The 23,117-nt window shown below is 49.5% G+C and carries 21 protein-coding genes; 10 read left to right on the top strand and 11 right to left on the bottom strand.

Annotated features, from left to right (window positions below):
- Positions 1-34: 34 nt before the first annotated feature.
- From ACJJIO_RS08445 to ACJJIO_RS08405, 9 genes are all read right to left on the bottom strand, one after another.
- Positions 35-313, bottom strand: a complete 279-nt coding sequence (locus tag ACJJIO_RS08445) for a hypothetical protein (RefSeq protein WP_444899592.1) — start codon at positions 311-313, stop codon at positions 35-37.
- The gene (locus ACJJIO_RS08440; protein WP_444910731.1) at positions 313-963 is read right to left on the bottom strand and encodes a tetratricopeptide repeat protein; all 651 of its coding nucleotides are present in this window, start codon (positions 961-963) and stop codon (positions 313-315) included. Before ACJJIO_RS08440 ends, ACJJIO_RS08445 begins: the two co-directional genes overlap by 1 nt.
- On the bottom strand, positions 950-3,817 hold the full coding sequence (locus ACJJIO_RS08435; protein ID WP_444910730.1) for a tetratricopeptide repeat protein: 2,868 nt from the start codon (positions 3,815-3,817) through the stop codon (positions 950-952). Before ACJJIO_RS08435 ends, ACJJIO_RS08440 begins: the two co-directional genes overlap by 14 nt.
- A complete protein-coding gene (locus ACJJIO_RS08430) occupies positions 3,810-5,906 on the bottom strand; it encodes a tetratricopeptide repeat protein (RefSeq protein ID WP_444910729.1) in 2,097 nt (698 codons plus the stop codon). Before ACJJIO_RS08430 ends, ACJJIO_RS08435 begins: the two co-directional genes overlap by 8 nt.
- A gap of 6 nt (positions 5,907-5,912) precedes the next feature.
- On the bottom strand, positions 5,913-6,437 hold the full coding sequence (locus ACJJIO_RS08425) for an AraC family transcriptional regulator (protein WP_444899595.1): 525 nt from the start codon (positions 6,435-6,437) through the stop codon (positions 5,913-5,915).
- A 111-nt stretch (positions 6,438-6,548) separates the two neighbouring features.
- A complete protein-coding gene (locus tag ACJJIO_RS08420) occupies positions 6,549-7,550 on the bottom strand; it encodes an FAD:protein FMN transferase (RefSeq protein WP_444910728.1) in 1,002 nt (333 codons plus the stop codon).
- A 12-nt stretch (positions 7,551-7,562) separates the two neighbouring features.
- Entirely contained in the window at positions 7,563-9,134 is a 1,572-nt protein-coding gene (locus ACJJIO_RS08415; protein ID WP_444910727.1) for a hypothetical protein, read from the bottom strand.
- A 159-nt stretch (positions 9,135-9,293) separates the two neighbouring features.
- Positions 9,294-11,777: a LamG domain-containing protein gene (locus tag ACJJIO_RS08410; protein WP_444910726.1), complete on the bottom strand. Its 2,484-nt coding sequence runs from the start codon at positions 11,775-11,777 to the stop codon at positions 9,294-9,296.
- A 5-nt stretch (positions 11,778-11,782) separates the two neighbouring features.
- Positions 11,783-13,009: a hypothetical protein gene (locus tag ACJJIO_RS08405; RefSeq protein WP_444910725.1), complete on the bottom strand. Its 1,227-nt coding sequence runs from the start codon at positions 13,007-13,009 to the stop codon at positions 11,783-11,785.
- Between the two features lie 71 nt (positions 13,010-13,080).
- Between ACJJIO_RS08405 and ACJJIO_RS08400 the strand changes: the two genes are divergently transcribed.
- From ACJJIO_RS08400 to ACJJIO_RS08370, 7 genes are read left to right on the top strand one after another with little or no spacing between them, the layout of a single operon-like run.
- Positions 13,081-13,236, top strand: coding sequence for a hypothetical protein (locus ACJJIO_RS08400; RefSeq protein WP_444910724.1), 156 nt, complete (start codon positions 13,081-13,083; stop codon positions 13,234-13,236).
- A complete protein-coding gene (locus ACJJIO_RS08395) occupies positions 13,236-15,851 on the top strand; it encodes an HzsA-related protein (RefSeq protein WP_444910723.1) in 2,616 nt (871 codons plus the stop codon). Before ACJJIO_RS08400 ends, ACJJIO_RS08395 begins: the two co-directional genes overlap by 1 nt.
- Before the next feature lie 3 nt (positions 15,852-15,854).
- Complete coding sequence (locus ACJJIO_RS08390) at positions 15,855-16,745, top strand: SH3 domain-containing protein (protein ID WP_444910722.1); 891 nt, start codon at positions 15,855-15,857, stop codon at positions 16,743-16,745.
- Entirely contained in the window at positions 16,715-17,368 is a 654-nt protein-coding gene (locus ACJJIO_RS08385) for an outer membrane beta-barrel domain-containing protein (RefSeq protein WP_252083674.1), read from the top strand. The genes ACJJIO_RS08390 and ACJJIO_RS08385 overlap by 31 nt, the downstream gene beginning before the upstream one ends.
- A gap of 35 nt (positions 17,369-17,403) precedes the next feature.
- Positions 17,404-17,880 (top strand): TlpA family protein disulfide reductase, encoded by a 477-nt coding sequence (locus ACJJIO_RS08380; protein WP_444883052.1) that lies wholly within the window; start codon positions 17,404-17,406, stop codon positions 17,878-17,880.
- Between the two features lie 4 nt (positions 17,881-17,884).
- Positions 17,885-18,103 carry a DUF4266 domain-containing protein gene (locus tag ACJJIO_RS08375; protein WP_020414172.1) on the top strand — a complete coding sequence of 73 codons (219 nt, stop codon included), beginning with the start codon at positions 17,885-17,887 and terminating at the stop codon, positions 18,101-18,103.
- Positions 18,090-19,250, top strand: coding sequence for a DUF3570 domain-containing protein (locus ACJJIO_RS08370; protein ID WP_444910721.1), 1,161 nt, complete (start codon positions 18,090-18,092; stop codon positions 19,248-19,250). Before ACJJIO_RS08375 ends, ACJJIO_RS08370 begins: the two co-directional genes overlap by 14 nt.
- 76 nt (positions 19,251-19,326) lie before the next feature.
- Here ACJJIO_RS08370 and ACJJIO_RS08365 read toward each other — a convergent pair whose 3' ends face one another.
- Positions 19,327-19,644, bottom strand: coding sequence for an antibiotic biosynthesis monooxygenase family protein (locus tag ACJJIO_RS08365; RefSeq protein WP_444910720.1), 318 nt, complete (start codon positions 19,642-19,644; stop codon positions 19,327-19,329).
- A 4-nt stretch (positions 19,645-19,648) separates the two neighbouring features.
- A complete protein-coding gene (locus ACJJIO_RS08360; protein ID WP_444910719.1) occupies positions 19,649-19,981 on the bottom strand; it encodes an NIPSNAP family protein in 333 nt (110 codons plus the stop codon).
- Positions 19,982-20,067: 86 nt separating this feature from the next.
- Here ACJJIO_RS08360 and ACJJIO_RS08355 point away from each other — a divergent pair, with 86 nt between their 5' ends.
- The 3 genes from ACJJIO_RS08355 (at position 20,068) to ACJJIO_RS08345 (ending at position 23,086) form a co-directional block, all read left to right on the top strand.
- The gene (locus ACJJIO_RS08355) at positions 20,068-20,754 is read left to right on the top strand and encodes an ArsR/SmtB family transcription factor (protein WP_444910718.1); all 687 of its coding nucleotides are present in this window, start codon (positions 20,068-20,070) and stop codon (positions 20,752-20,754) included.
- A 175-nt stretch (positions 20,755-20,929) separates the two neighbouring features.
- A complete protein-coding gene (locus ACJJIO_RS08350) occupies positions 20,930-21,553 on the top strand; it encodes a GDSL-type esterase/lipase family protein (protein ID WP_444910717.1) in 624 nt (207 codons plus the stop codon).
- A 141-nt stretch (positions 21,554-21,694) separates the two neighbouring features.
- Positions 21,695-23,086, top strand: coding sequence for a pyridoxal phosphate-dependent decarboxylase family protein (locus ACJJIO_RS08345; RefSeq protein WP_444910716.1), 1,392 nt, complete (start codon positions 21,695-21,697; stop codon positions 23,084-23,086).
- Positions 23,087-23,117 lie beyond the last annotated feature (31 nt).

The following is a 23,117-nucleotide window of genomic DNA, read 5'->3' as shown; positions in this document are numbered from 1 at the left end:
AGTTTGTGGTGCTTGATGAGTATTATTATTTTTTCTATTCATTTTTTTCTTCAACAACCGGCTTGGCACTGAGCAGTTGAATTTCCCGTTTGAATTCTGAGAGCTCCTGGTGCTTGAAAACGGTATTAAAATTTTGGGCCAGAGAACTATCAAGGCGCTGTAGGCTGTCGGCTTGCTTCCAAGGGATGATATACAGCACTTTGGGCTGTTCCTGACTACCGATTACCGTGGATTCCAGTGTGGTAATTTCATCCGCACGGGCGGTGAAGCAGGCGCAAATTATGGACATTAGAATAATTAATTTATCTCGCATCAGAGTCTACGCTCCAGTTCCAATATCCAAGCGTCGAGTAATTTGTCTCCTTGTTCTCGACTGCTCTGGGCCAAACGGTATTGCTGTAATGCCTCTTCCGGCCTGTTTAGATAGAGGTCATAGAGAATACCCAGATTGCGGTGCGCATCGCTAAAGTCGGGCCAAAGGTTCAGCGCCTGCAGGTAGCACTGTTCGGCCTCTTCGAAACGGCCTGCGTCACGTAGTAGTGCAGCCAACTGATTCCAGGCAAATACATTACCGTCATTGACCTCAATCGCCTTGCGAAAGCTATTTTCCGCATGCTCGGCCTGTTCACTTTTCTGCTGTACTATCCCGAGGTTTAGCCAGGGGCCAGAGAGCTCTGGCCAGCGTTCAATGACCTGCTGTAGCTGCTGCACTGCGGTTGAGCTATCTCCGTTGTTAAAGCTCTCGTGTGCCTGAGCCATAGCGACGCTGGCCTCTTTGGGAACCCGCTTGGCATTCGCCAAATAGGGGTTTTCGGTAATTACATGCTCAATTGAGGCGTCCTTCGGTTGAGCATTTTTACCAAGTGGAAGGCTGCCACAGGCGCTGAGTGTCGCCAGAATCAGTAGTGTTGCTGTGAGGCGAAAAATACCACTGGGGCAATTGCGCAAATCAATGCAGTGCATGGCTCCACTCCAGGGTTGCTTCCGGTTTTTTGTAGCGTGCGGGTAACAGTTCGCCGAGTGAGGCAAAACTACGTTTGACCCAGTCGTCGTAAATTCCATCACTGGTGCGCTGAATATTGGCCTGATGCAGCTCTATCGCCTTTTCCTCGAAGGGGAAGGCCTGCTCTTCCAGTAGGATTTCGTACTGCTCCAACTCAAGGTCATTCAGGTTTTTGGGGCGTTGAGATTCCATCAGGTCATGGCTGAGCTGCCGATAAACTTCAGCTAAACGGAAATTGGCCTGGGTGGTGAACTCTGCAATTTCCAGCTCGAGAACCTTGCGATAATCGGCCACGGTGGTTTTCATCGCGCGCTTTTTATTGGCGAGACTGGTTTTTAGCGGCAAGTGCAATTTTAATGAAGCGAATTTTTCATAGCTCTGCTCTGCCAATGCGCTTTGGGAATAGGCGGACAGGTAGCGGCCCCGAGGGGATTTTTCTGAATTTTTTGCTAATTGCTGTAGCCAATAATTCTGTTTATTAGGTTGATTGGTTTGCGCGTACAGTTGCACTAACTGATATTGCGCTTCCAGACGTTGTTCAGCAGGCTTTGGCCAGAGCTTGTTGTAGTTACGGTAACTCTCAATGGCACCTTGATACTCACCTGCTTTTTGCAAGCTTTCCGCCGCGAGGAATAAGGATTGGCGACGTACTTCTCGGTCGGGATCATTTTGGGCAAGTTGCAGTAATTCGCCGGCTGCAGCGGCAGGCATTTTTAAGGCTTCAAAAATAACGACCGCCTTGGCGGCGAGGGTAGGTGCCAGCTGATGTGCAGGATAGAAACTCCGGAAGTCTGCGAGTTCAGCACTGGCACGCTGCCACTGCTGTAATTCCATCAGGTAATTGATCGCGTCATACTGGGCGGTGGCTGCAATTTCGCTGCGTCCACTCTCCCTGATTCGCAGCAGGTGGCGCAACGCCTCCTCACTGGGAATCTCTCTGCCATCCTCGGTGAGTGCTGGTTGCGCAAGTGCCAACTCTGCCTGCCTATAGATGGAAAGTTGAAGTTGCTTGCGTGTGTCCTCGCGCAAATGGCTATCCTTAGGCTGTATATTCAGCGCACGGGTATAGGCTTCTTCCGCAGCCATATAATCTTTCAATGAAAAGTGACTGTGAGCCAGGATCATCGCGATATTTAATTGCTGAGCTTTATACGCTGGTGGCTGCCACTTATCTGCAGCTTGTGCGGCGGCAATAGCCTCGGCAAAACGTGACTGTTGTAGCAGCTTATCTGCGGCAGATAGTTGTACTGGTAAGGCTCTTTTATCCTGCGGCCAGCTCTGGGCAAATTTAAGGCTGGCCTCAATGTTGCGATCCAGCCACAGGATTTTTTGCTCGGCATCCTGCCCCGGTGTTTCTTTATGCACTTGTGCCGAGCTAAGAATGGCTGCATAACCAGCCTCCGCACCATGCTTCTTGTCTTGATATTCCCAGGCTACCTGGCTGTATGCGCGCCAGGCTCCAGCGTAGTCGCCAGCCTGCTCGAGACATTCGGCCATCAGGAAAACCATTGGTGGAGTGCGGGGGTCCTGTGGAAAAGTCTGTGAAAACTGCCGGTAGAGTTCCGCTGCCGCTAGGTAAGCTTTGCGAGACTGAGCTTTGAGCTGCTGTTTTTGTTTACTTTTATTAGCCGGTGCCTTGGTCGCTAACTGAGCAAGTTCCTGCGCGCGCGCGTGGTCAAATTGGGCTAACTCCTCAAGCCAGGGGCGCAGTGACTGTGCCAGGGCTTCGCGCTGACTTGTCTCTGCCTGCTGCCAATACTCACTGCGAATACCATAGCGCTGTACAAATTCCCGCTTGGTTGGAAGCACCTCATCGTGTAAGCCGCCATTTTGCAGTGTTTCAATAGCTTGCAAATGTAATGATGGCGCTTCAGTGCTATTGGGGTAGTGCTTAACAAAAGCCAGATAGGTATCCGCGCTGTTGCGGAATAACTCTTTTTCTCGATACCAATTGCCCAGAGCGCTGTACAGCAGGTGCTGATAACCTCGTGGTTTGCCATCGGGATTAAAGGACTCGATAGCTTCGGCACCGCCCAGATAACTAAAATTCAGGGCCAGGCCACGAAGGCTATCCTCGCGCAGGCGCTTCTGGCCCAGAGGTAACTCTGCTTCGCTGGCACGCTGCTGCAGAATATCCAGAGACTCGAGAAATATCTCCGTGGAACGGCGGTAATCGCTGGATTTAAACTCTGACCAGGCGAGCATATAGCGGGCATTATCGGAAAATGGACTTTCGCCCTTCTCCAGCAATGCGCGGAAGTCCTGTGCCGCTGCCGAATATTCCTTGCGATTGAAAGCCGCTTCGCCTCGGCGGAATAAAACCTCCCCCATAAACGGTGACTCAGGTGCGCCCTGGGCGATGCGCTCCAGTGCTTGCAATGCGCCTGGCATTTCGCCATCCATAGCACGAGCTCGCGCCAGACGATAGAGAATATAGTCGTCTCGGGGGCTCTCTTTGGCGAGTGTCTGGTAGTGCTGCACCGCACTGGCAAAACCGACTGAAACTTCCGGGTTATCCGCCTGATGTTGCTCCAGTCGCTCCATTTCCAGATCGGCCAGGCGCAAACGAATCTGTGTGCGAATCTGCGGGTCTGGCTGGCTGGCCAGTGCTTGTTGATAGCTCTGCACGAGAGTGGTGAGATCAACCGATATCAACTCAGGGGGAGCTGATACAGGTTCTTCAGTGGAAGCAGCCGTGGCCGTGGGCAGATCTGCAAGTGTCAGTGCGGACTGATTGCTGCAGGCGGTACTGATACAGCAGATAGCGGCAGTGAGCAGGCGCAGGGAAAAGCTTCTGGAACCAAACCTATTCACTCTGCCCCCCTTCATTATCGGGCAATAGAGCTTCTGCGGTCTTTTCCTCAGTTATTTTCTCTACTGTGGCTTTGCCTTTTTCGTGAGTATTTTCGCCATCTTGCGTTTCCACCTGAGTATTTTTCTCAGGGTTTTTTGGCGGAGGCTGGCTGGCGGCCTCTAGCATGGAGGCATCCTGTAAGCGCGCGATAGCGAGGCGGGTGTGGGCCTGGTAACTGTGAATCCGCGACTGCTCTCGCTCCAGCTCAGCAATAATATCCCGGCGTAGGGCAGCCTCGACCTTTGAAGCCGTTTTGGCTATGGCTGCGCGTTGGCCGGATAATTGCGCCGCAGTGCTAGCCAGACGCTCTGTTAGCTGGGTCAATTGCGGTGCGCGGCCCACTTCTACAGAGGTTTTACCTAGTTGCTTCTCACCATTGCGCAAGCTGGATTCGAGTAGTTGCAGAGTTTTGCGCTGTTGCCACAAGCGGTGATGATACTGTTCGCTGGCTTGCCATAATAAAATGCCACGGGCTTTAGCCAGGGTCTCGCCCTGGTAGTCGGACCCCTTACCGTTACTGCGCAGTAGTTGATAGCGTTGCTCAGCGCCCTGCAGTATCTCCAGCATCTCGAATATCTCACTGTTATTGCCACCCTCCCCGTTGCTGGTAGCTTCGAGCAGAGTCAGTGCGTCACGCTCCCCTTCTATTTGGGCCAGGGCATCGTTGAGATTGCGGTAGTGTTGCTTGGCGATTTGCAGTTGCTGGTCAAACTCTGCGCTCTGGTACTGCCCGATAATGCCGGAGCGCCTTTGGTGACGCTCTTCGATCAATGAATGCAATTGTGGAATTTTTTGTGACCAGTCATAGAGTACTCTATCCATCTGCTGCAGGTCGCGCAGCTCCGACAGGCGCAGTTGGAATTGATCGCTCTGTAAAATGGGTAAGAGAAAATGCTGGTTGTCCCGCAGTAAGGGTGCGGCTTGAGCCAGTTGTAGCCAGCCGTAGCGTTGTGACTGGCTAAATTGACTGGCGTCCGCCAGCGGTTCTGAAGACAGCTTCCGCTGTAAGTGCTGCAGCTGCTGCAATGTGCTCTCGAAATATGTGGCTGCATCACTATAGGCGCTTAGGGCTTTATTGCGTTCAGCCTGCTTTTCATAGGCATAGGGCAGGGCGACCCTGGCCTCCCGTGCGGCGGGACTGTGTTGGTGTTCTGCCAATAAAAAACGCAGGGCATCTACCCCCTCCTGGTATTGCTCGCTGTTGATCGAAGACCAAGCGAGCCCGAGCAGAGCTTTGGTTGCCCAGGGGGTGTGCAGGCGCACTTGGGAAAATTCAGCTTGGGCCTGGGAAAACTGCTCTGACAATGCCATAGCGTAGCCAGCGCCGATATGCGCTTTGTCCGCGAGTATCAGGATATCCTCTGAGGGTTCATCCTGCTCAGTCGCCAGTGTGCTTGCGAAGCGATATTCCTCGGCGGCGGCAACTAACTCTCCTCTTCGGGCTAAGGCTGCGCCTAGATTGATGTGTCCGAGTAGGCGCTCTGACAGCGGCAGATCGGCTCTTTTAAGGAATTCCTGGGCTGTGGAGATTTCTTCACTGCGCAAGGCCAGGTTAAGGGGGAGGGTAGAGGAATCTATGGCTCCAGACTTTTCCAGATTTTTTGCCGCTAAGGAAAAGTCACCCTGCAAATAGTTCAGCTCTGCCAGTTTCAGCCAGGCTGCCTGGTGCAGTTTGGAATCTGTATCTTGGTTGCCGGTTTGAAGCTGTAGTTCGAAAAGTTCGGCAGCGCGCCGATGCAGACCAAAACTGAGGCTGATTCCCCCTTCGATCAACGCAGCACTGTCGCGGTGAACTTTAATTGAATCACGTTGCTTGGCGACAAGAAGGGTGCTGAGGGCATCGAAATTATTGCCTTGAAAGTACTCATACAGGGTTGCCCCGTAGGACATATCCTGAGCTTGGCGATACTTTTTGTCTTCGGATTGCGTCTTTTCCTGAGGCGCTGTTTCTTCCGAGGTAACTTCGGTCTCGGTGCCATAAGTAGGTAAACTGGCACCTAGCAAAGCGACACTGAGGGATATTATGCGGGAGAGGGGCCGGTAGCTCATGGGTAATCAGGGCGTGGGCCATTGAATGAGTTCAAAGTCCGGCTGTTGTTTGCCGGTTTTATCTGAGATGCGCAATTCGATAACAACGGGCTCATCGGTCTTTTCCAACTCTAGAGTAGCGCCCCGCTTATACTCGCGTCCCTCTGGTCCAAGACCTGTAAAGAAAGCGGAAATGGTGTAGTTACCAGATTTCAGGTTGCCTTTGTGCAGGGGTTGGATACCACCGCGTACAAGAGCACTGCGCTGATGATCGGTATACAGGTGGCTGGCTGTGAGTTTATTGTCGATATGTAATTTAACAGCGTCCAACTGAAAATAGTGACCGACATCCACAGAAACATAAAAAGCCACTTGGCTTTGTGCCGGGTAGAGCAGGTCTTCTTCCAGGATTAATAAATCCCGGTTTAACTTAATAACATCACGCTTTAGATTTTCCAGCTTTTCAGCAGAAAAAGACTCTTGCTGAGCCTGAGACGCTGCGCCTGTGAAGAGGGCGAGTGAGAAAATAAACAACTGGAGAACGCGTCCCATGGAAGGCCTTTCGCTTGCTTTTGGCTTTATTGTGTAATGGGCGCAAATTATGTCAGGGGCGCAGCTATCTGGTGTGATCCCGTTGGCAAATTTTTTACGACGTTGTAACGATTATTGTGGATTAGCCAGTCCCTGACTGAAGAACAGACGTTTGTTACTGTCGATAACCACTGCTTCAAATTGGGGCAGGCGATCAATGAGTGCCAGTCCTTTTTTCTTACCCAGCACAAATACACTGGTGGAAAGTGGATCGGTATCAAAACCCCTTGGGCCGATAATACTGACACTGATTAATTTATCGCTATCTCCAACTGCTGTGTCTGCGGGCTTTCCGGTATTTGGATTGAAAATATGATGTATACGCTCTTGTTGTTCATCAATGAAAAAGCGCTCGTAGTCACCGGAAGTTGAAATGGCAATGTCGCTCAGGGGGATTACTGCGGCACTTTTGCTTTTTTCTCGCGGGTGACGAATGCCTACCAGCCAAGGTTCACCGCGTTTATCGCCTAGCATACGTGCATCGCCACCGGCGCTGACACTGGCACAGCAGACTTCAGCCTGTTCGAGAATTTGAATGGCTTTATCCACAGCATACCCTTTAGCAATTCCACCTAGGTCAATTTTTGTTTCGCTGTGACCAAAACGCAGGGTCTTGGACTTTTTATTCAAATGTAAGTGACGGTAGTTCAGCGCCTCAATTAGAGAGTCAGTAAGGGCGGAGTCTGCCTGTTTTCTGTTGCGGAAATCATAGTGTTTGCCGAGAGTAGCGTAGCTGATATCAAAGGCTCCACCGGTCAGGTGGCTGAACCAGAGGGACTTATCCACCAGAGAAAGCAGCTCATCGGAAATATTGACTGCGGTTTTGCCTGCTTCGCGATTAACGAGGGATAGTTCACTTTCTGGCTTGTAAGGTGACAACTGGTTATCTAAGCGATGGAATTCCTTCATTACCTTTTCGATCAGGTATTCAGCCTCACTGGCATTCTCGTGCCAGAGCTGAAGATGGACTTCAGTGCCCATGATTGCACGCTCGGCATAGTGCCACTCGGCCAATACTGGTGCCGCACAGAGGGCGGCACCACCTAACAGAAGAGATCGAATAAAACGCAACATCTCGGTATCACATTATCTTATGGGGGCAAAAGCGGTCATGCTGTCCCTGAGGGTAACGCTACCGAGACCGTGGTTGGGAAAGATTTTTTCAAAGTTATCTTGTTCACCATGTAAAGCCAGGTAATTCATGACTACCGTTTCTACCAGTAGATTAACGTTGTTGGCGGCGGGACTTGAAGACGTTTCCACGTCCCCGGAGGAACGCATATAACCCAGCTGCTGATGCCTTGCCTGCTCGTCGACGCTGCCACCGAGTAATTGCGGACGCCCGGCAGGGTTGTATACCAGGAAGAAAGAAGCAGCGGTTTGCTGATTGTCTCCGGTCCACACACCCTTGCCACGACCTTCGACAGAGTCGTCGATCATTCCGTTGGAGAAAACCGAACCATCGCTGAAGACATAAATCATCAGTGGCTGGTTGCGACGTGCAGCATACTCCAGGCAGGCGCCAATACAGCGACCGGCACGCAGGTCGCGCATCTCGCCGGTGGCGCGGTCGCCAGTATGGTAGTCGTAGCCGCCCATGGTGATAGTGCCGGCACCGGCATAGCCATTCACCACTAGTTTCATCGTTGAAGCGGTTTTGCGGAATTCTCCATCCCCACTCAGTTCAGCACTGGTAAAAATACCGGAGGGACCGACAATATCCGGGTCGGCTTCGGGGTTTAGATCGGCGGGATTACCGAAGCGGTCCGCCAGGTCGGCGCTCTTCATATAACCGCAGCGCACCATATCCTTGATAATCGCATCGGCTCCCACGCGAGTGTTTACCTTGCCCAGCTTGGCATTAGAAATACGGTACATAGATTCCATCACTGCAACCGTGTCTTCCTGGCTGAGCAGGCCCACCAGGTCGCCCACATCTACGAGGCCGGTAACATCAGAAGGCCTGTCCACTTTGGTTGGGCGAACTTCAGGGTTGATCATTGCCGACGGAGCCATGGAGTTACCACCGGAATCACTGGAGCGAGAGCCGATCAGGGCCAGTAGGGAACCATTGGCCCCGGCCTTGTTGATTCCGTACATGGGGTTGTGAGGATTGTTGCCGGTATCGTTTTCCGAGCGTGCCGGGATCACCGCACCGTTGGTAGCGGTAGCAGTGCCGGAGCTCACTTTTTCCAAGATACCGCGCAACATGCCGCTGTCGCTATGGAAAGCAAGGCCCAGGTCGGTGTTAACAAATCCTTCTCCGGCTGAGGGGATCATATCGCCCGGCAGCCCCTGTTTGTTGTAGCCGGCCGTACCGAGAAAATCCATCTGACCACCCTGTTTGCCTACCAATACATTGGAGCCAGCGATATTGGCTCCACCGGCGAGGTCGAAACAGATAAATGGAATTTTACCGGCGCCAAAAGCGCTAACATCACAGGGGCCGCCGTTACTCTTGCGCAGGTCTTCCAGGTCGGCGGACAGAGCTGCGTGGGCATTATGTGGGTTGGCAAACATACTGAATACAGAGCCACCTAATACTGTCGCCATGCCCGCGCGGAAGCCCTGGGCGAGAAAATCACGACGGGTTACCGGGCGGTGGTGATCCGGGTGGCGTAGGGGCTGGTCCAGCTCAAAATGTTTTTTCTTGCTCATAGTTTTTTGCGGATTTTTTATCCGATGTGCCGGTAAATTATTTTTTAAATTTTTAGCAGATTGTTGAAAATTTTCTTTCGACAATCTTGTCTAGGCTGTGATTAATCTTCCCAGGTACGGTGTTTAAAACCGTACCTGGGCGGCAGCCCGTTTTTTTAATCAGTGAATCAGGATCATAGCGCTGCCCATGGCGGCGGCGCATACGGCTTTGACCGTGGTCTCGGTGCGATCTGCTTCACAACCATTGCCACAGGCAGTCATGGTGTTGATCAGGCTGTTTAATTCTGCTTCTACGGTGCCCAGGTCTGGTGCACTAGACAGCTGCGAGTGGCTGCCGTCATGCCAGGTCATTTCGTGACCCAATAGGCTTTCCATTAATGGATCAATCACCAGTGCTCGTTTACTAGCGCTGTCAAAAGCTGTATTGGCAGGAGCATTAAAATCAAAACCTGGGAAATAACCTCCGCGCGCATTGGAATCCACCAGGGTGCTGCAGTATTTCACGGCAAGTTGGGTGATACCCATTTGTTGTGCAGCCAGGAATCCGCTGATATCACTGGAGATAGGTAGCTGGCGCTTCACGGCTTCCCAGGTTTCCATCACATCCGGATGGGCGCTGGAAATACTGGTGGCGCGAGAGAGACTGGCGTTAATCTGCTCGAAGCGGCGCAGGCCAATACGCGGTTGGGCCTCCAGATCTGCTGGCTCCGGTGGTTCGGCAGGTGTGGGCTCTACACGAGTAAAGCTAGCGTTGCCGATACGCTCGAAAGTTAGGAAAAACTCATCTTCCAGGGGGCCTTTATCGAGGGTAATGATGGTGCCAAGCCTCGACAGCTTCTGGCCTTGCAGGGGAACATAACTATCATCGATTTCGGCGGATAAGTTAGCCCAAGACTGGCCCACTTCCGCTTCGCGACCATTAATACCGATACGCATGCCTTCGATAGCGATACCTTTCGGATCGACACTTTCATCCAGGCTGATAAAGGTAGGTTCACTGAACAGGTAGGCATAGTTGTCGAACTGCTGAACGGTAAACATTACGTAGCTTTCGGCAATGCCGGTGTGTTCTTCAACTTTAAACAGCAGGAAGTATTTTTCTCCGACACCTACTTCATAGTTGGTGGCAACATCCTCGGCAGAGAGTGCGCGAGAGTGAATCGCCAGCATGCGGATAGAACCCTGCCAGCTATTTCCGTTACTTACTTCACTACCAACCGCTAGGGCAAAGGTGTCGTCCCAAGTGCTCAAAAGCCCCGCTTCGCTGGGGTCCATTTCCCCAGTATCTGCGCCGTTTACAAAGAGTTTACGGCCGTTGATCGGGTCAAAGGTCGCGACCACGTGCTGCAAACTCGCCTGTACCAGCTGGTCTGCATCATCAGTCATCAGAGCTGGCATTCCATCCGCATCGGTACTGTCACTGCGGTTCTGGAATATGTAGCTGTACTGCGCCTGGCCTAGGGTGAGGTTGCGAATATCGTCACCGCCGGAATAGGTAACCAAACGTGCGGGACCTTCCTGGGTGACATTGGCTGGTGCAGCCCAAACCTCAATAGAGTATTCGCCGGTGGCAGTGAGAGTTTCGTATAACTTACGGCTGGTTGCCGTAGCGCCCTGGGCTTTACCACCTTTAAGCTGCAAACCCCAGGACTCAATCCACTCCACATCGCCTGAAAGCGCCAAATCAATGGCTGGATTTACCCCGGAAGTGTCATAAGCCGTAGTGCCACTACCGGTTTTAAATTCATATAGGGCGATTGCATTATTTTCTATACGGCCACCACTGCTGGCGACAATACCATCGGTGAGAAGCAGAGCCTTACTAAGGATCCAATTCGGATTGACTTCAGTAGGGGCAATGCTGTCGGCAAAGGCTTGGATAGCCGCCGTCATTTCCGCTGCGTTGCTGGAGCAGTTATCCCAGCAATTGTGAAATTCACTACCCAGGCGTACAGAGAAGCGTGAATCCGCAGGGGTATCCAGGTTCATTTTGCTTTTCGCCGCCTCGTAGGCGAGATCCAAATCAGAGCTAGCAAAGTAGGGTTTTTGTGTGAGCGCGGCATCTTCGCTGTGGCAACTGGCACAGTAGTTACGCAATACTGGGTAAACGGTAGTGCCGAAGTTACTACTGGAGGCAGGGAAGCTCTTGCTCGCGCCCACATCGCGTTCAATTGGGGCAGTTAGTGTGACTGTATTACTGAGACCGCCGCTGGCTCGGGCCCATTCTTCAATATAATTGGTAATAATTTCAGCGCAGGCATCGTCGCTGGAGAGCCAACAGTTGTGCCCGCCGCCCACCTTGGTTACCAGGCGTGACTCTTCCGGGAGGCTTAGGTTTACCAGTTCACGACCTTCATCGTAAGCTGCATTAATATCGTCACCGCGTACGAAATGGGGGCTCTGCGCGCCCTCTACGTGGCAACTACCACAGCGATTCTGTTCGGCCAGGTTATCCCAGATATAGCGCTTGTACTGTTTGACATCTTCAGTTTCCGGTGCTGGGCCTGAATAGCTGGTGCCGTTATTGGATTGGTTCGTATTTGGCTGCTCTTCTGTATCTTTGCCACTGCCGCCACTACAGGCGGCAAGGAATGCTGCTGTACATAAAAGGGTAGATATTTGCAGGTTCTTAAAAATTTTCATTGTTATTAATCTCCCGCGCAATAAACCGCAGTATCGGCGTATACCTGCTTCAGTTTGTAACCGGAGCTGCTGAAGTTGTTAGTGATGGCTTCTATACGTGCACGATCATTGGCATCTTCAGGATCACGCAAACACACCTGGCGAAATACTTTAGTGACTTGGCAGCTGGCGAAAGCACGACTGTTGGCCAACTCCTCACCGAGAGACTTTGCCCCATTACCGCTACCGGATAGGGCATTATTCCATCCAAGATGCAGGTTGGGGCCCTCACGCCAATAGTTGTCCCAGCGATCGTCGGGAAGCTGGTATCCGTGGGGAAAGTTTGCCGCATTAATGTGGTTTTTAGCTTTCACGCGACTGCCGGTTTCCGGATCTGTATCTCCTGCACCGTTATAGTCGAGTGCCCCGTTGTTGCCCTCTGGGTCATTGTCTGCATCGTAGACATAATCGTAATAGGCGAAGGCTTGGGCCATAGGGTCCATACCGCTGTGGCAGCTGACGCAGTTGTTTTGAAATACCCGGCTATCCCCCCCTGGACTGCGACTGACATCCTGGCGAATTCGATCCGGTGAACGTGTGCTGTCTTGCACCTGCTCCATATCCCGGCACATATGGTTGAGCATGGTAAAACGGAACATGGCGCGGTTGGTGCCAGCACTAAAAAAGGCCTTTGCTGCGGCACGACTGGTAATCACACCGGCAGTAGCATCGGCCGGAAGCCCATTAAGGGAAGACTGACTTTGTCTGGTGAGATTTTCTTTCAGGGAATAACCACCAGCTTCCAGAGCTTCGTAGTGATTATTGTTGCTGGTACTGTAACTTGGCAGCCCGGAGACATTTCCGGTATACAGAATATTTGCTGACAGTAATTGGCGAAAATCCATATCGTCCCGGACCATACCAATAACGGTTGCGCTGTAATCATTTAACGGCGCAAACACATCCTGTTCCTCGTTAGTCCAAGGTGTGGCCAGATTTTTCAGGGTCACATTGTAAAAGTCATCGTGTTGCATTGCCGTATAGGCAGCACTGGCAGGATCGCCATTGGCGATGTCCTCGGCCATATCCAGCAATACACTTTCAGAGGGAATGGTGCCGGTGATACGGCTGTGAATTTGCAGAGCCTGATCCTGAGGGGCCGCAAGGGCTGGGGCACTCCAAAGGCCGGCCCCGATTATTGCGCCTACCACTGTGAGCTGGATCACACGCGCTCGAGACGAATTATTTTTCATTGGTTTATTTTGTCGATGGGGTCAGTGGGGTATGTCAAGGCATACTAAAAGCGAATTTCAGGACTGTCAGAATGACTTTTAATATTTGCGTCCCAGTTGGCAAACTTTTTGTGCGCAACTTGCGAGAATTACCCTCGGCGGCAAAAACCGCACACAGAAATAATGAAGGGCCTTCTGCAAATATTACCGGCATGTTGCTGGTGCCTATGCTGGGTAGAAAAAAATAATGAAATCTTTGCGTGCAGTGCCACTACTACTGTTGGTGGCTGCTTGTAGTGGTGGTGGCGGTTCCTCTAGTAGTGGGGAGCAGGCGGAAGATCCTGTAGTGGTGGATTACCCTATTGCCTTCGTGCGTCGCCAGCTTAATAAGGATGATGAAGGAGCCCTAGAGCAAGATAACCAATACCAGCCCCAGGATTTTTTCCCCGGTGCTGAACTGATTCTGAAAGATCGTGCTACAGCAAGTGCTGCAGAGACAGTAATTACCGCAGAAATTTTTACCGGTGATTACGATGTTAAAGATCTCAATACCTCCGCAGATGGACAGCGTTTGGTATTTGCGATGCGCGCACCAGAATTAGAAAATGTTGATGACGATGAACAGCCTACCTGGAATATTTGGTTATATGATCTTGAAACCAAAGAGCTGAATAGAGTCATACAGTCCGATCTAATTGCAGAGGAAGGGCAGGATGTTGCCCCGGCATTTTTGCCAGATGGACGTATTGTATTTTCCTCTAGTCGCCAGCGTCGTGCTCGCGCTTTGTTATTGGATGATAATAAGCCACAATTTTCTGCCCTGACAGATGATCAGGATGAGCCCGCTTTTGTTTTACATGTGATGGAGGCGGATGGCAGTGACATTCGTCAGATCTCTTTCAATCAGAGCCACGATCTTAATCCCACAGTACTGAATAATGGACGTATCCTATTTAATCGTTGGGATAATGCCGCCGGTGTAGACCGCTTAAGCCTATATACCATTAAACCAGATGGTAGTGACTTATCTTTTCATTATGGTTATCACAGCCAAGAGACCGGCACTGAAAATTCACTAGCTACTTTCTCCAGGCCGCGTGAAATGCCAGATGGCCGTTTACTGGTCAACCTACGTTCGCCTTCGGGAGTAAGTTATGGCGGCGATCTGGTGGCTATTGATGGAATCAATTACAGCGAAGCCTACAGTGAAGCCGGCGGAGAGGGAGACCTGGTTGGTCAGGCCTCTATCGCCTTTGCTGAGGTCACAACTGATGGAACCCTCTCTCCCCATGGCACATTCTCCACAGCTTGGCCTTTCTACGATGGTACCAGCAGGTTGTTGGTATCTTGGAGTGAATGCCGCATTGTGGAGGAAGAGACGGAACTGCTACGTCCCTGCCCAGAAAATTTAGGGGAAGAAGAGGAACCGGTATTAGCTGATCCTCTTTACGGCCTGTGGATTTATGACTACGTGGCAGGTACTCAACTACCTATTATCGTCGCGGAAGAGGGTGAAATGATTTCCGAGGGGGTGACACTGGAGCCCCGCACGGAGCCGGCTTATATTCCCGACCCAATTCCTGGAATAGACGTAGATGGCGATCTAGTGCAGGAATCTGTGGGTATTTTGGATATCCGTAGCGTCTACGATTTTGATGGTGAGGATATTGCTGGAATAGAAACGCTCGCTGATCCTGCTATGACTACTGCCGATGAGCGTCCCGCACGTTTTCTCCGTATTGTAAAAGCTGTAGCGATCCCAGATGACGACACCCTGGACTTTGACGGTTCGGCTTTTGGTCGCAATCGCAGTCAGGGTATGCGTGAAATCCTGGGCTATACGCCTATTCAACCGGATGGTTCGGTACGGGTCAAAATACCTGCCGATACTCCCTTTGCAATTTCAGTGATAGATGCCGAGGGTAAGAGAATTTTTGAACAACACAATAACTGGTTGCAGTTACGACCCGGTGAGGTACGCAGCTGTGTGGGCTGCCATACCAGTGAGAGTGAAGTTGCTCATGGTCGCGTTGATATGGAGCTGGAATCTGCCTGGAGTGGGGCTCCTACTTCAGCGGCGCCATTTATAAATACCGAGCCTGCATTACTGGCGGAAATGGGTGAAACCATGGCGCAGTTATTGGCTCGGATTGTTGGAGAAGCTGGATTAAAAGGGGATATACACTTTTCTGATGTCTGGACCGATCCAGCAGTTCGCGTTAAAGACACTGATATTTCTCTGGCTTACGCTGATTTATTGACTGAAATCCCCGCTCCATTAGCCTGCCTGGATAATTGGGGGAGCAGTTGCCGCAGTGTTATTCATTACGAGCAGCACATTCAGCCAATCTGGGATCTGCCACGTCAAGTTGTGGATAATGCCGGTACGGTAATTAGTGATAATACCTGTACTGCCTGCCATTCACCAGTAGATGCGGCTGGTGCTACACGAGTTCCCGCCGCGCAGCTGGATCTGACCGCAAGCGCGTCTTCTGTGAACGATGCTTGGTTTACCTCCTATGCTGAACTACTAGTTGATAGCCCGATATTGGATCTTGTCGGTGGAATTTTAACTCCACGGCTGAGGCAGGAGACGGATAATCAGGGCAACCCGGTATTTGAAACCGATGAAGATGGTAACTTGATTCTCGATGCTAATGGAAATCCTATACCGGTGATGATCGTTGTAACTACTTCTTCTGTCATGGCTGAAACTGCGGCAGAAAGTGCTTTTTTTCCTATCTTTTCGACTGGTGGTGCGCATACGGGACTCTTAAATCCGGCTGAACTACGTTTAATTGCAGAGTGGCTGGATATCGGCGCTCAGTACTATAACGATCCTTTTGCGGCACCGGCTGACTGATCCATGTCTATTTTAAAGAATTATCTTTTTATTTTCCTGCTGTTTGGAGTCAACTTCCTTTCTTCCTTTGTATTTGCAGAGGAAGTTGGCGAAACACAATCGATCGAGAGTCTGAAAGTCGGTGAATCTTCGGGAGATATCTCAGAGGCATTTCTCACGGTAGAGGAAAAATCAGAAGCGGTAATTCCAACTGCGATTAATGTGGTCAGCAAGATACCGGATGACGCAGAGCAAGTTACCGTTGGTAATGCATTTATCAATATGTATCGAGGCCCTGGCCGCGGTTATCCGATTTTTCATGTGGCTGAATATGGTGAAAAAATTTGGCTGCTTAAACGCCGCACCGATTGGGTAAAGGTATTGACTGCGCACAATAAGACTGGCTGGGTACGAGTTGCGGATTTGCAAAACATTTATGGTGAGGAGGGTGAGCTGGTGCGGGTTTCCCTTCCCGATTTTAGAAATGTGCAAGCGGGTTTCTTTTATCTGGGCTTATCCTATGGCGATTTTGCCGGAGCTAATTCCTTGGCGACAAGAATCGGTTACCAATTTACCGCTAATTTAGCTACCGAATTGCGTGCTACTCAGGCAGTTGGTGAATTTTCGGATAGCCAGGTTTATCAAATGGCAATACTGCATCAGCCGTTCCCGCGTTGGCGATTATCCCCCTATTTTCTACTTGGTGCAGGTCTAAATATCACATCACCTAACGCAACCATTATTGCTACGGAAGATCGTCAGGACACAGTAATGCTGGCAGGCATAGGCATAAAAACGTATCTATCGCGCCGCTTTGCCATAAAAGCGGAATACACAAACCACTACCTGCTCACCTCGCGGGAAAATAATCAGGAGATAGTCGAGTGGAAACTTGGTTTCGACGTATATCTGTAGGCACTGCAACCCTATCCGCGCTGTTCAGTGCTCAGGCCTGTGTCGCCCAGCAAGGTGAAGACGTTATTGCAGATATTGTCGTTTCAGACTTGGAGCGTCGAGAGGTACGTGATGCACTGATCGACAGTGAAAATATTGAATTGGGCATCTTTGCCGGAGTCATCAATGTAGAAGACTTTGGATCTAATGCCCTCTATGGCACCTCTGTTTCCTACCATATTACTGAAGATATTTTTATGGAAGGCACCTATGCGCAAACTGAGCTGGGTGAGTCCAGCTTTGAGCGTTTAAGTGGTGCTGCTCCTCTGTTGACCGATGAGCAACGGGAACTCAGCTATTACAATTTTTCTCTGGGTTGGAATATTTTCCAAGGAGAGTACTTCATTTCAGATGATTGGGCATTCAATACGGATTTTTATCTGGTGAGTGGTGCCGGCAATACCTCTTTTGCAGATGAAGAGCATTTTACCTACAACTTCGGTGCTGGAGTGCGCTTGTTGGCCAATGATTGGTTGGCATTACGCTTCGATGTACGTGATCACGTATTTGAACATGAATTATTTGGGGAGGCACAATCCACTCATAATTTGTCTACCCAATTAGGTTTTACTGTGTTTTTCTAGTTTTTTTAAAAGAATAGTTAATAAGGATTTTTAATATGTTACGACTCGTTGCTGCTTTTATATTACTAATATCGTCGATAGGTATTAGTGCCGCAGAACCATCCCGAGATTTTACGCTGGCTTCTAACCAAGGCGCGAACCTGCGCCTGGCGGAGCAGCGCGGTGAAGTAATTATGCTGAATTTCTGGGCATCTTGGTGTGGGCCATGCCGTCAGGAAATGCCTTTACTAGATCAATTGCATGAGCGTTATTCCGCCGCTGGATTCCAGGTTTGGGGCGTAAACGTAGATGCACATCGATCTGATGCAGAGAAATTACTGGGAAAAATACCCGTGGACTTCCCCATCTTATTCGATAGCACCAGTGAGGTGAGCAAAATGTACGGTATTGATGCTATGCCGAGTACTGTTTTTATCGACAGAGATGGCAATGTTCGCCATATCCATAAAGGCTATCGAGATGGCGATGAGGCAGCTTATAAGAAAATCATTAAGGAATTAATCCGGGAGTAATAGAATGTTGCGCTACTTGTTGCCGCTGTTGGCGGTATCGCTATTCAGTGGCTGCACAGTAACGCCCTGGGTGGCTCCTTATGAGCGTCAATATCTGGCGGACCCGATTATGGGTTTTGAGAGAGATCCAGTCGCCGCCAGTTATATGAACCATGTTTATGAAGCCCGCGAAGCGGCCAGGGGAGCCGAAGGTGGTAGTGGAGGCGGATGTGGTTGTAACTAAGTTGTTACGTTATTTCTTTACAGTAGGGTTATTTTTGCCTACTTACGCTTTTGCTGCCGTGTTACCTGAGGAGCGAGCTGATAATCTGTACCATGCCTATAGTGGTGGAGGGGTGACCATTGATGGCCCTTCAGTGTTAATTCGTAAGAATATCGGCAACAATGTTTCCTTTTCCGCAAATTACTATGTAGATATGATTTCCGGGGCCTCTATTGATGTTGAGGCAACTGCAAGTGAATATACTGAACGGCGCGATCAGTACTCTCTCGGGGTGGATTATTTGGTGGATAAAACCACCATCAATTTAGGCTATACCAATAGCTCGGAGAGTGATTATGAGGCCCAAACAGTTGGCTTTGGCATTAGTCAAGGATTCTTTGGCGACCTAAGTACTATTGATCTGCGTGTCAGCTATGGTAGTGATGAAGTTTTTCGCAATGATGATGAGTATTTTTCTGATGAAGCCCAACACCGTCGCTATGGGGTGAGCTGGAATCAGATTCTTACACAAAAATTAATTGCTGAATTAAGCATAGAGACGGTTACCGATGAAGGTTATCTGAATAATCCTTATAGGACTGTACGTTTTCTTGATCCAACAGTTCCGCAGGGATTTAGTTATCAACCTGAGGACTATCCAAGGACCAGAAATAGTGATGCGGCAGCTATTAGATTAAAATATCGATTGCCTTACCGTGCATCAATAAAAGGTGAGTATCGCCGCTATGCGGATAGCTGGGGAATAACGGCGGATAATATCGAGTTTCGTTACACTCACCCGCTAGAAGAGCAGGATGAATGGATCCTTGAAGGTAAGATACGCTATTACCAGCAAACCAGTGCCGATTTTTATAGCGACTTGTTTCCCTATTCGAAAGCTACCAGTTTTCGAGCACGTGACAAAGAGTTGAGTAACTATACCACGCTAGCACTTGGTATAGGTGTATCTTATGAATTGCCACAACGCTGGTCCCTGCTTAATCGCAGGAATACTATAAACCTATATTGGGATCATATCCTGTTTGACTACGAGGATTTCCTCGATGTTACGGTGCATGGTGATAGTACGGCTATTACTCCGGGAAGTGAACCTGCCTATAGTTTCTCTGCGAATGTTATTCGTCTCTTCTGGACTGTGCGCATTTGATATTTTAAAACCCCCTCAATGGGAGAGTATGCTCCCCCATTGAGGATAGTGGTTGAATTTGGAAGAAAAGAGCCAATTACTGATCATCGGCTCGATGAATATCGTAATCCTTTATTACTGTGGCAATCCGTATCCGGTAGTGATCAAAGAAACTGACTCTACCCAATTTCTGAGCTTCCCGATGTTGGTTCTGGCACTTCCAGGATTGTACGGCTTGCTCGTCCCGCCAAAAAGAAAGTGAGAGAAAGTTGTCTGGGTTGTTGAGGCTCTGGAATCTCTCCACCGAGATAAATCCATTTATATTTTTGAGATACTTTCTCAGTTCCCGGGCCTTGGAAAAGTAGACTTCTTTGCTGTCATTTTTAGGTTTAACTTCAAAAATTACCGCGATCACCAGTTTATCCTCCCCTCAAGCGTATATAAGTAGATGGAACTGCTGTAAGGAATGAGCGCTTTTCCTCCAGGATAAATTGTTGATTTTGAGCAAATAGAAAATTGTCATGGCCACCTTCCGATGATTTCAGTCGTATTCTATATTTCTCATAGCTCGCCAGACTATCGAAACTAATCAGGCCAAATGCACGGTTATTGGTGCCTTCATAGGGTAGAAAATAGCCTATTAGCTCTCCTCCACATTCAGGGATAATTTTGCCCCAGTTCTCCGCATACTGTCTAAATTCATCGAGCTGATAGGGATTAATACGATACTCGATAAAACAGGTGATCGTCATAGGTTTTGCCTCTGTTTGGAATTCATTGCATTCTATGACACTAATTTTTTTATGCTTCGATCTACAACGAACTATCTGGTGTGTCTATGGAGCCTGATATATCTCTGGTGGCGGGTTTGATTGGTGATAAGACTCGCTCGAAAATGCTAATGGCACTGATGGGTGGCAAAGCCCTGACGGCAACTGAGTTGGCCTGTGAAGCTGATATCAGTGCTCAGACAGCGAGTACGCATTTATCCAAACTCACCGAAGGGGGTTTACTGGTGGTGCGTAAACAAGGGCGTCATAAGTATTTTCAATTGCGCGATTATGAGGTAGCAGAGTTACTAGAGAAACTACTCAATATCAGTAGTGCTCCGGTGCAAGGAAGTATTGATACTGGTCCTAAAGACCCCGATGTTAGGAAAGCTCGAATTTGTTACGATCACCTGGCAGGAAGTCTCGGCGTAGCCCTATACGACTCTCTAATGGCAGAAAGTGTCATCATCGAAGAGTTTCAGAGTACGAAATTGACTGAAAGCGGCAAGAAATTTTTCCGTAATCTAGGTGTTGATATTGGTGGATTGAAAAATACTCGGCGTCCATTATGCAAGTCTTGTCTAGACTGGAGTGAGAGACGCAATCATCTGGCTGGCACCCTGGGTCAATGGATATTAGAGGATGCATTTCGAAAAAAATGGGCACGAAGGAGGGTGGATTCTCGTGTGATTGATTTCTCGAGCCTTGGGCTTAAGAAATTCCTGCATAACTATCGAATATCATTTGATTGTTGAATCTTGGTGCAGGCGGTAAGTGGGTATATTAACCGCCTATTAAATGATAAATTTAATGCTATTTTGAATGGCGGCTCTTTAAGACCTTGTTTCATATATTGTTGGAGCTCTATTTTTTATTGGTGATGACCTCTAGCGAATATATATAAGTTAATTTACCTTATAGGTTATTCTTGTGAATAGAAGAGTACCCCAAAAAATCGCTTTTATTGGTTCCAGTTCTATCTATGGTCGAGGTGATACCGAGTTGGGCGGTTTTGTGCAAAGGATTCGTTTCCGCTTCGAACCTTTGAATCCCAAAAACCTAGTCTACGCCCTGGGAATATTTGGTGAAAATGTTGTATCGCTTACTCAGCGGGTATCATTGGAACTTTCTGTGAGAAGGCCACATTTAATAGGGCTTTACCCCGGTTTTAATGATATTTGTCGCATTGGTGGAGCAGAAGCACAGAATACGGTAACTCTAGATTTTTTTCGTCAAGCGATGTTAGAGCTACTGCAAGCATCTAATTCGATTGCCCCCAGCTTTGTAATGACAGGTATTCCTTTCGATGAGCAGAGAACAACGCCTTACCGTAACAGTGATAGTTATTTCTTTCGTAAAGATGCACAGCTTTATAGTCAGGTGGTTAGAGAAGTTGCCTTTAATGAGGGAGTCCCTGTGCTGGATTTTGAAAGTTTATGGTGCGCACTTGAGATTATTCCACTGCTTTCTGAGGATGGTCTCCATGCTAACCCGGCTGGGCATCAGTTACTTTGTGAGCAAACCTGGGATTTTATTTCGAGAAATTATTTATAGAATGCCTACTTTGATTAGATATGCGTTGAAGTTCTTTCAACGGTTTATATCTGATCGATATTTTTAATTTTTGTTGCGAAATTTCCATTGTCGCCTAAGAATGTTGAAGAAATTTGATAAAAGGAAGTATGAGGTGGATAGATGGGAAACAATAAAGTCACCAGTAATTTAGAATCGTTGAAAGCTCTATCTGAGGCAGCGCGGTGTGCTGAGGAGTATATTTCTGGTATTCGAGGACAAAGAGTCAGCCCATCATCTTTGGAGTTGGCTGAGTTGGAAAGATTAAACTCCTCCCTGCCTAACAAGGGACAGGATGCTCAGCAAGTGATTGCAGATCTCCATCATTACGCCTCCCCCGCCACTGTGGCGAGTACCGGTGGTCGCTTTTTTGGTTTGGTGGTTGGAGGTTCCACACCTGCGGCAATGGGGGCCTCTATTTTGAATGCGGCCTGGGACCAGGTAGCGGTACTCGAATCATCGGCACCATCGGCCATTTACTTGGAGCGAATAGCCGCCCAGTGGCTGCTGCAATTATTAGAGTTACCAGAAGAAAGTAGTGTTGGATTTACCACTGGTTCCTCTATGGCAAACATGGTGTGTTTGGCTGCAGCGCGCAACCGTCAATATGAGAGAATGGATATTGATTTGGCGAGAACGGGGCTCGCCGGAGCCCCACCACTGAGGATTGTCGTCTCTGCAGAATCACATGTCACAGTGCATAAAGCCCTTTCGATTCTCGGTATTGGCAAGAATCAATTGGTGGAGGCTCCTTGTGACAATCAGGGCCGTGTGCGAGTGGACACTTTTCCCGAGCTGGATGAAACCACCATCGTGTGCTTGCAGGCAGGTAACGTGAACTCTGGTCATTTCGACCCCTTTAAAGAAATTATCCCGATGGCCAGGGCGGCCGGGGCCTGGGTACATGTAGATGGCGCCTTTGGCTTGTGGGCGGCGGCATCACCCAAACAGCGGCACCTGACTGCGGGAGTGGCGTTAGCGGACTCCTGGGCGGTGGATGGGCACAAATGGCTAAATACACCCTACGACTGTGGTGTTGCTATCTGTAGTGAAGCCCAGATGGTACATCGTGTTATGACTACTCAGGCGCCATATTTACAGGCTGGGGTTCAGGTGCCACCGAAGGATATGGTTCCCGAATTTTCCCGCCGTGCCCGAGGTGTTGAGGTCTGGGCGGCAATTCAGGAGATGGGCAGCGAGGGGGTGGCCGCTCTGGTGGAGCGGTGCTGTGGATTTGCCCGTCAGTTTGCTGATGGACTGGCCAAATTAGGCTTTGAAATTCTCAATGAGGTAGTGCTGAATCAGGTAGTGGCCAGTATCAATGATGAATCCGCTTTGCAACAGATTGTGCGTATAGTGCAGGAGGAGGGTGTGTGTTGGTTTGGTACTACTGTGTGGCAGGGTAGAGTGGCGTTACGTCTCAGTGTCTCGTCCTGGGCAACTTCGGCAGAGGATATTGCTTTGTCACTGGATTCTATTCGTCGAGCAATGGAACAGGTGCTTGAGGCCAAGTGATTCTAATTCCCGCTTGGAGAGATCAACTTTT

It is taken from the genome of Microbulbifer mixtoriginis (SeqCode) (assembly GCF_052467235.1).
Note: the sequence above shows the minus strand (reverse complement) of the source record. Positions and strands in the feature narration are given on the sequence as shown.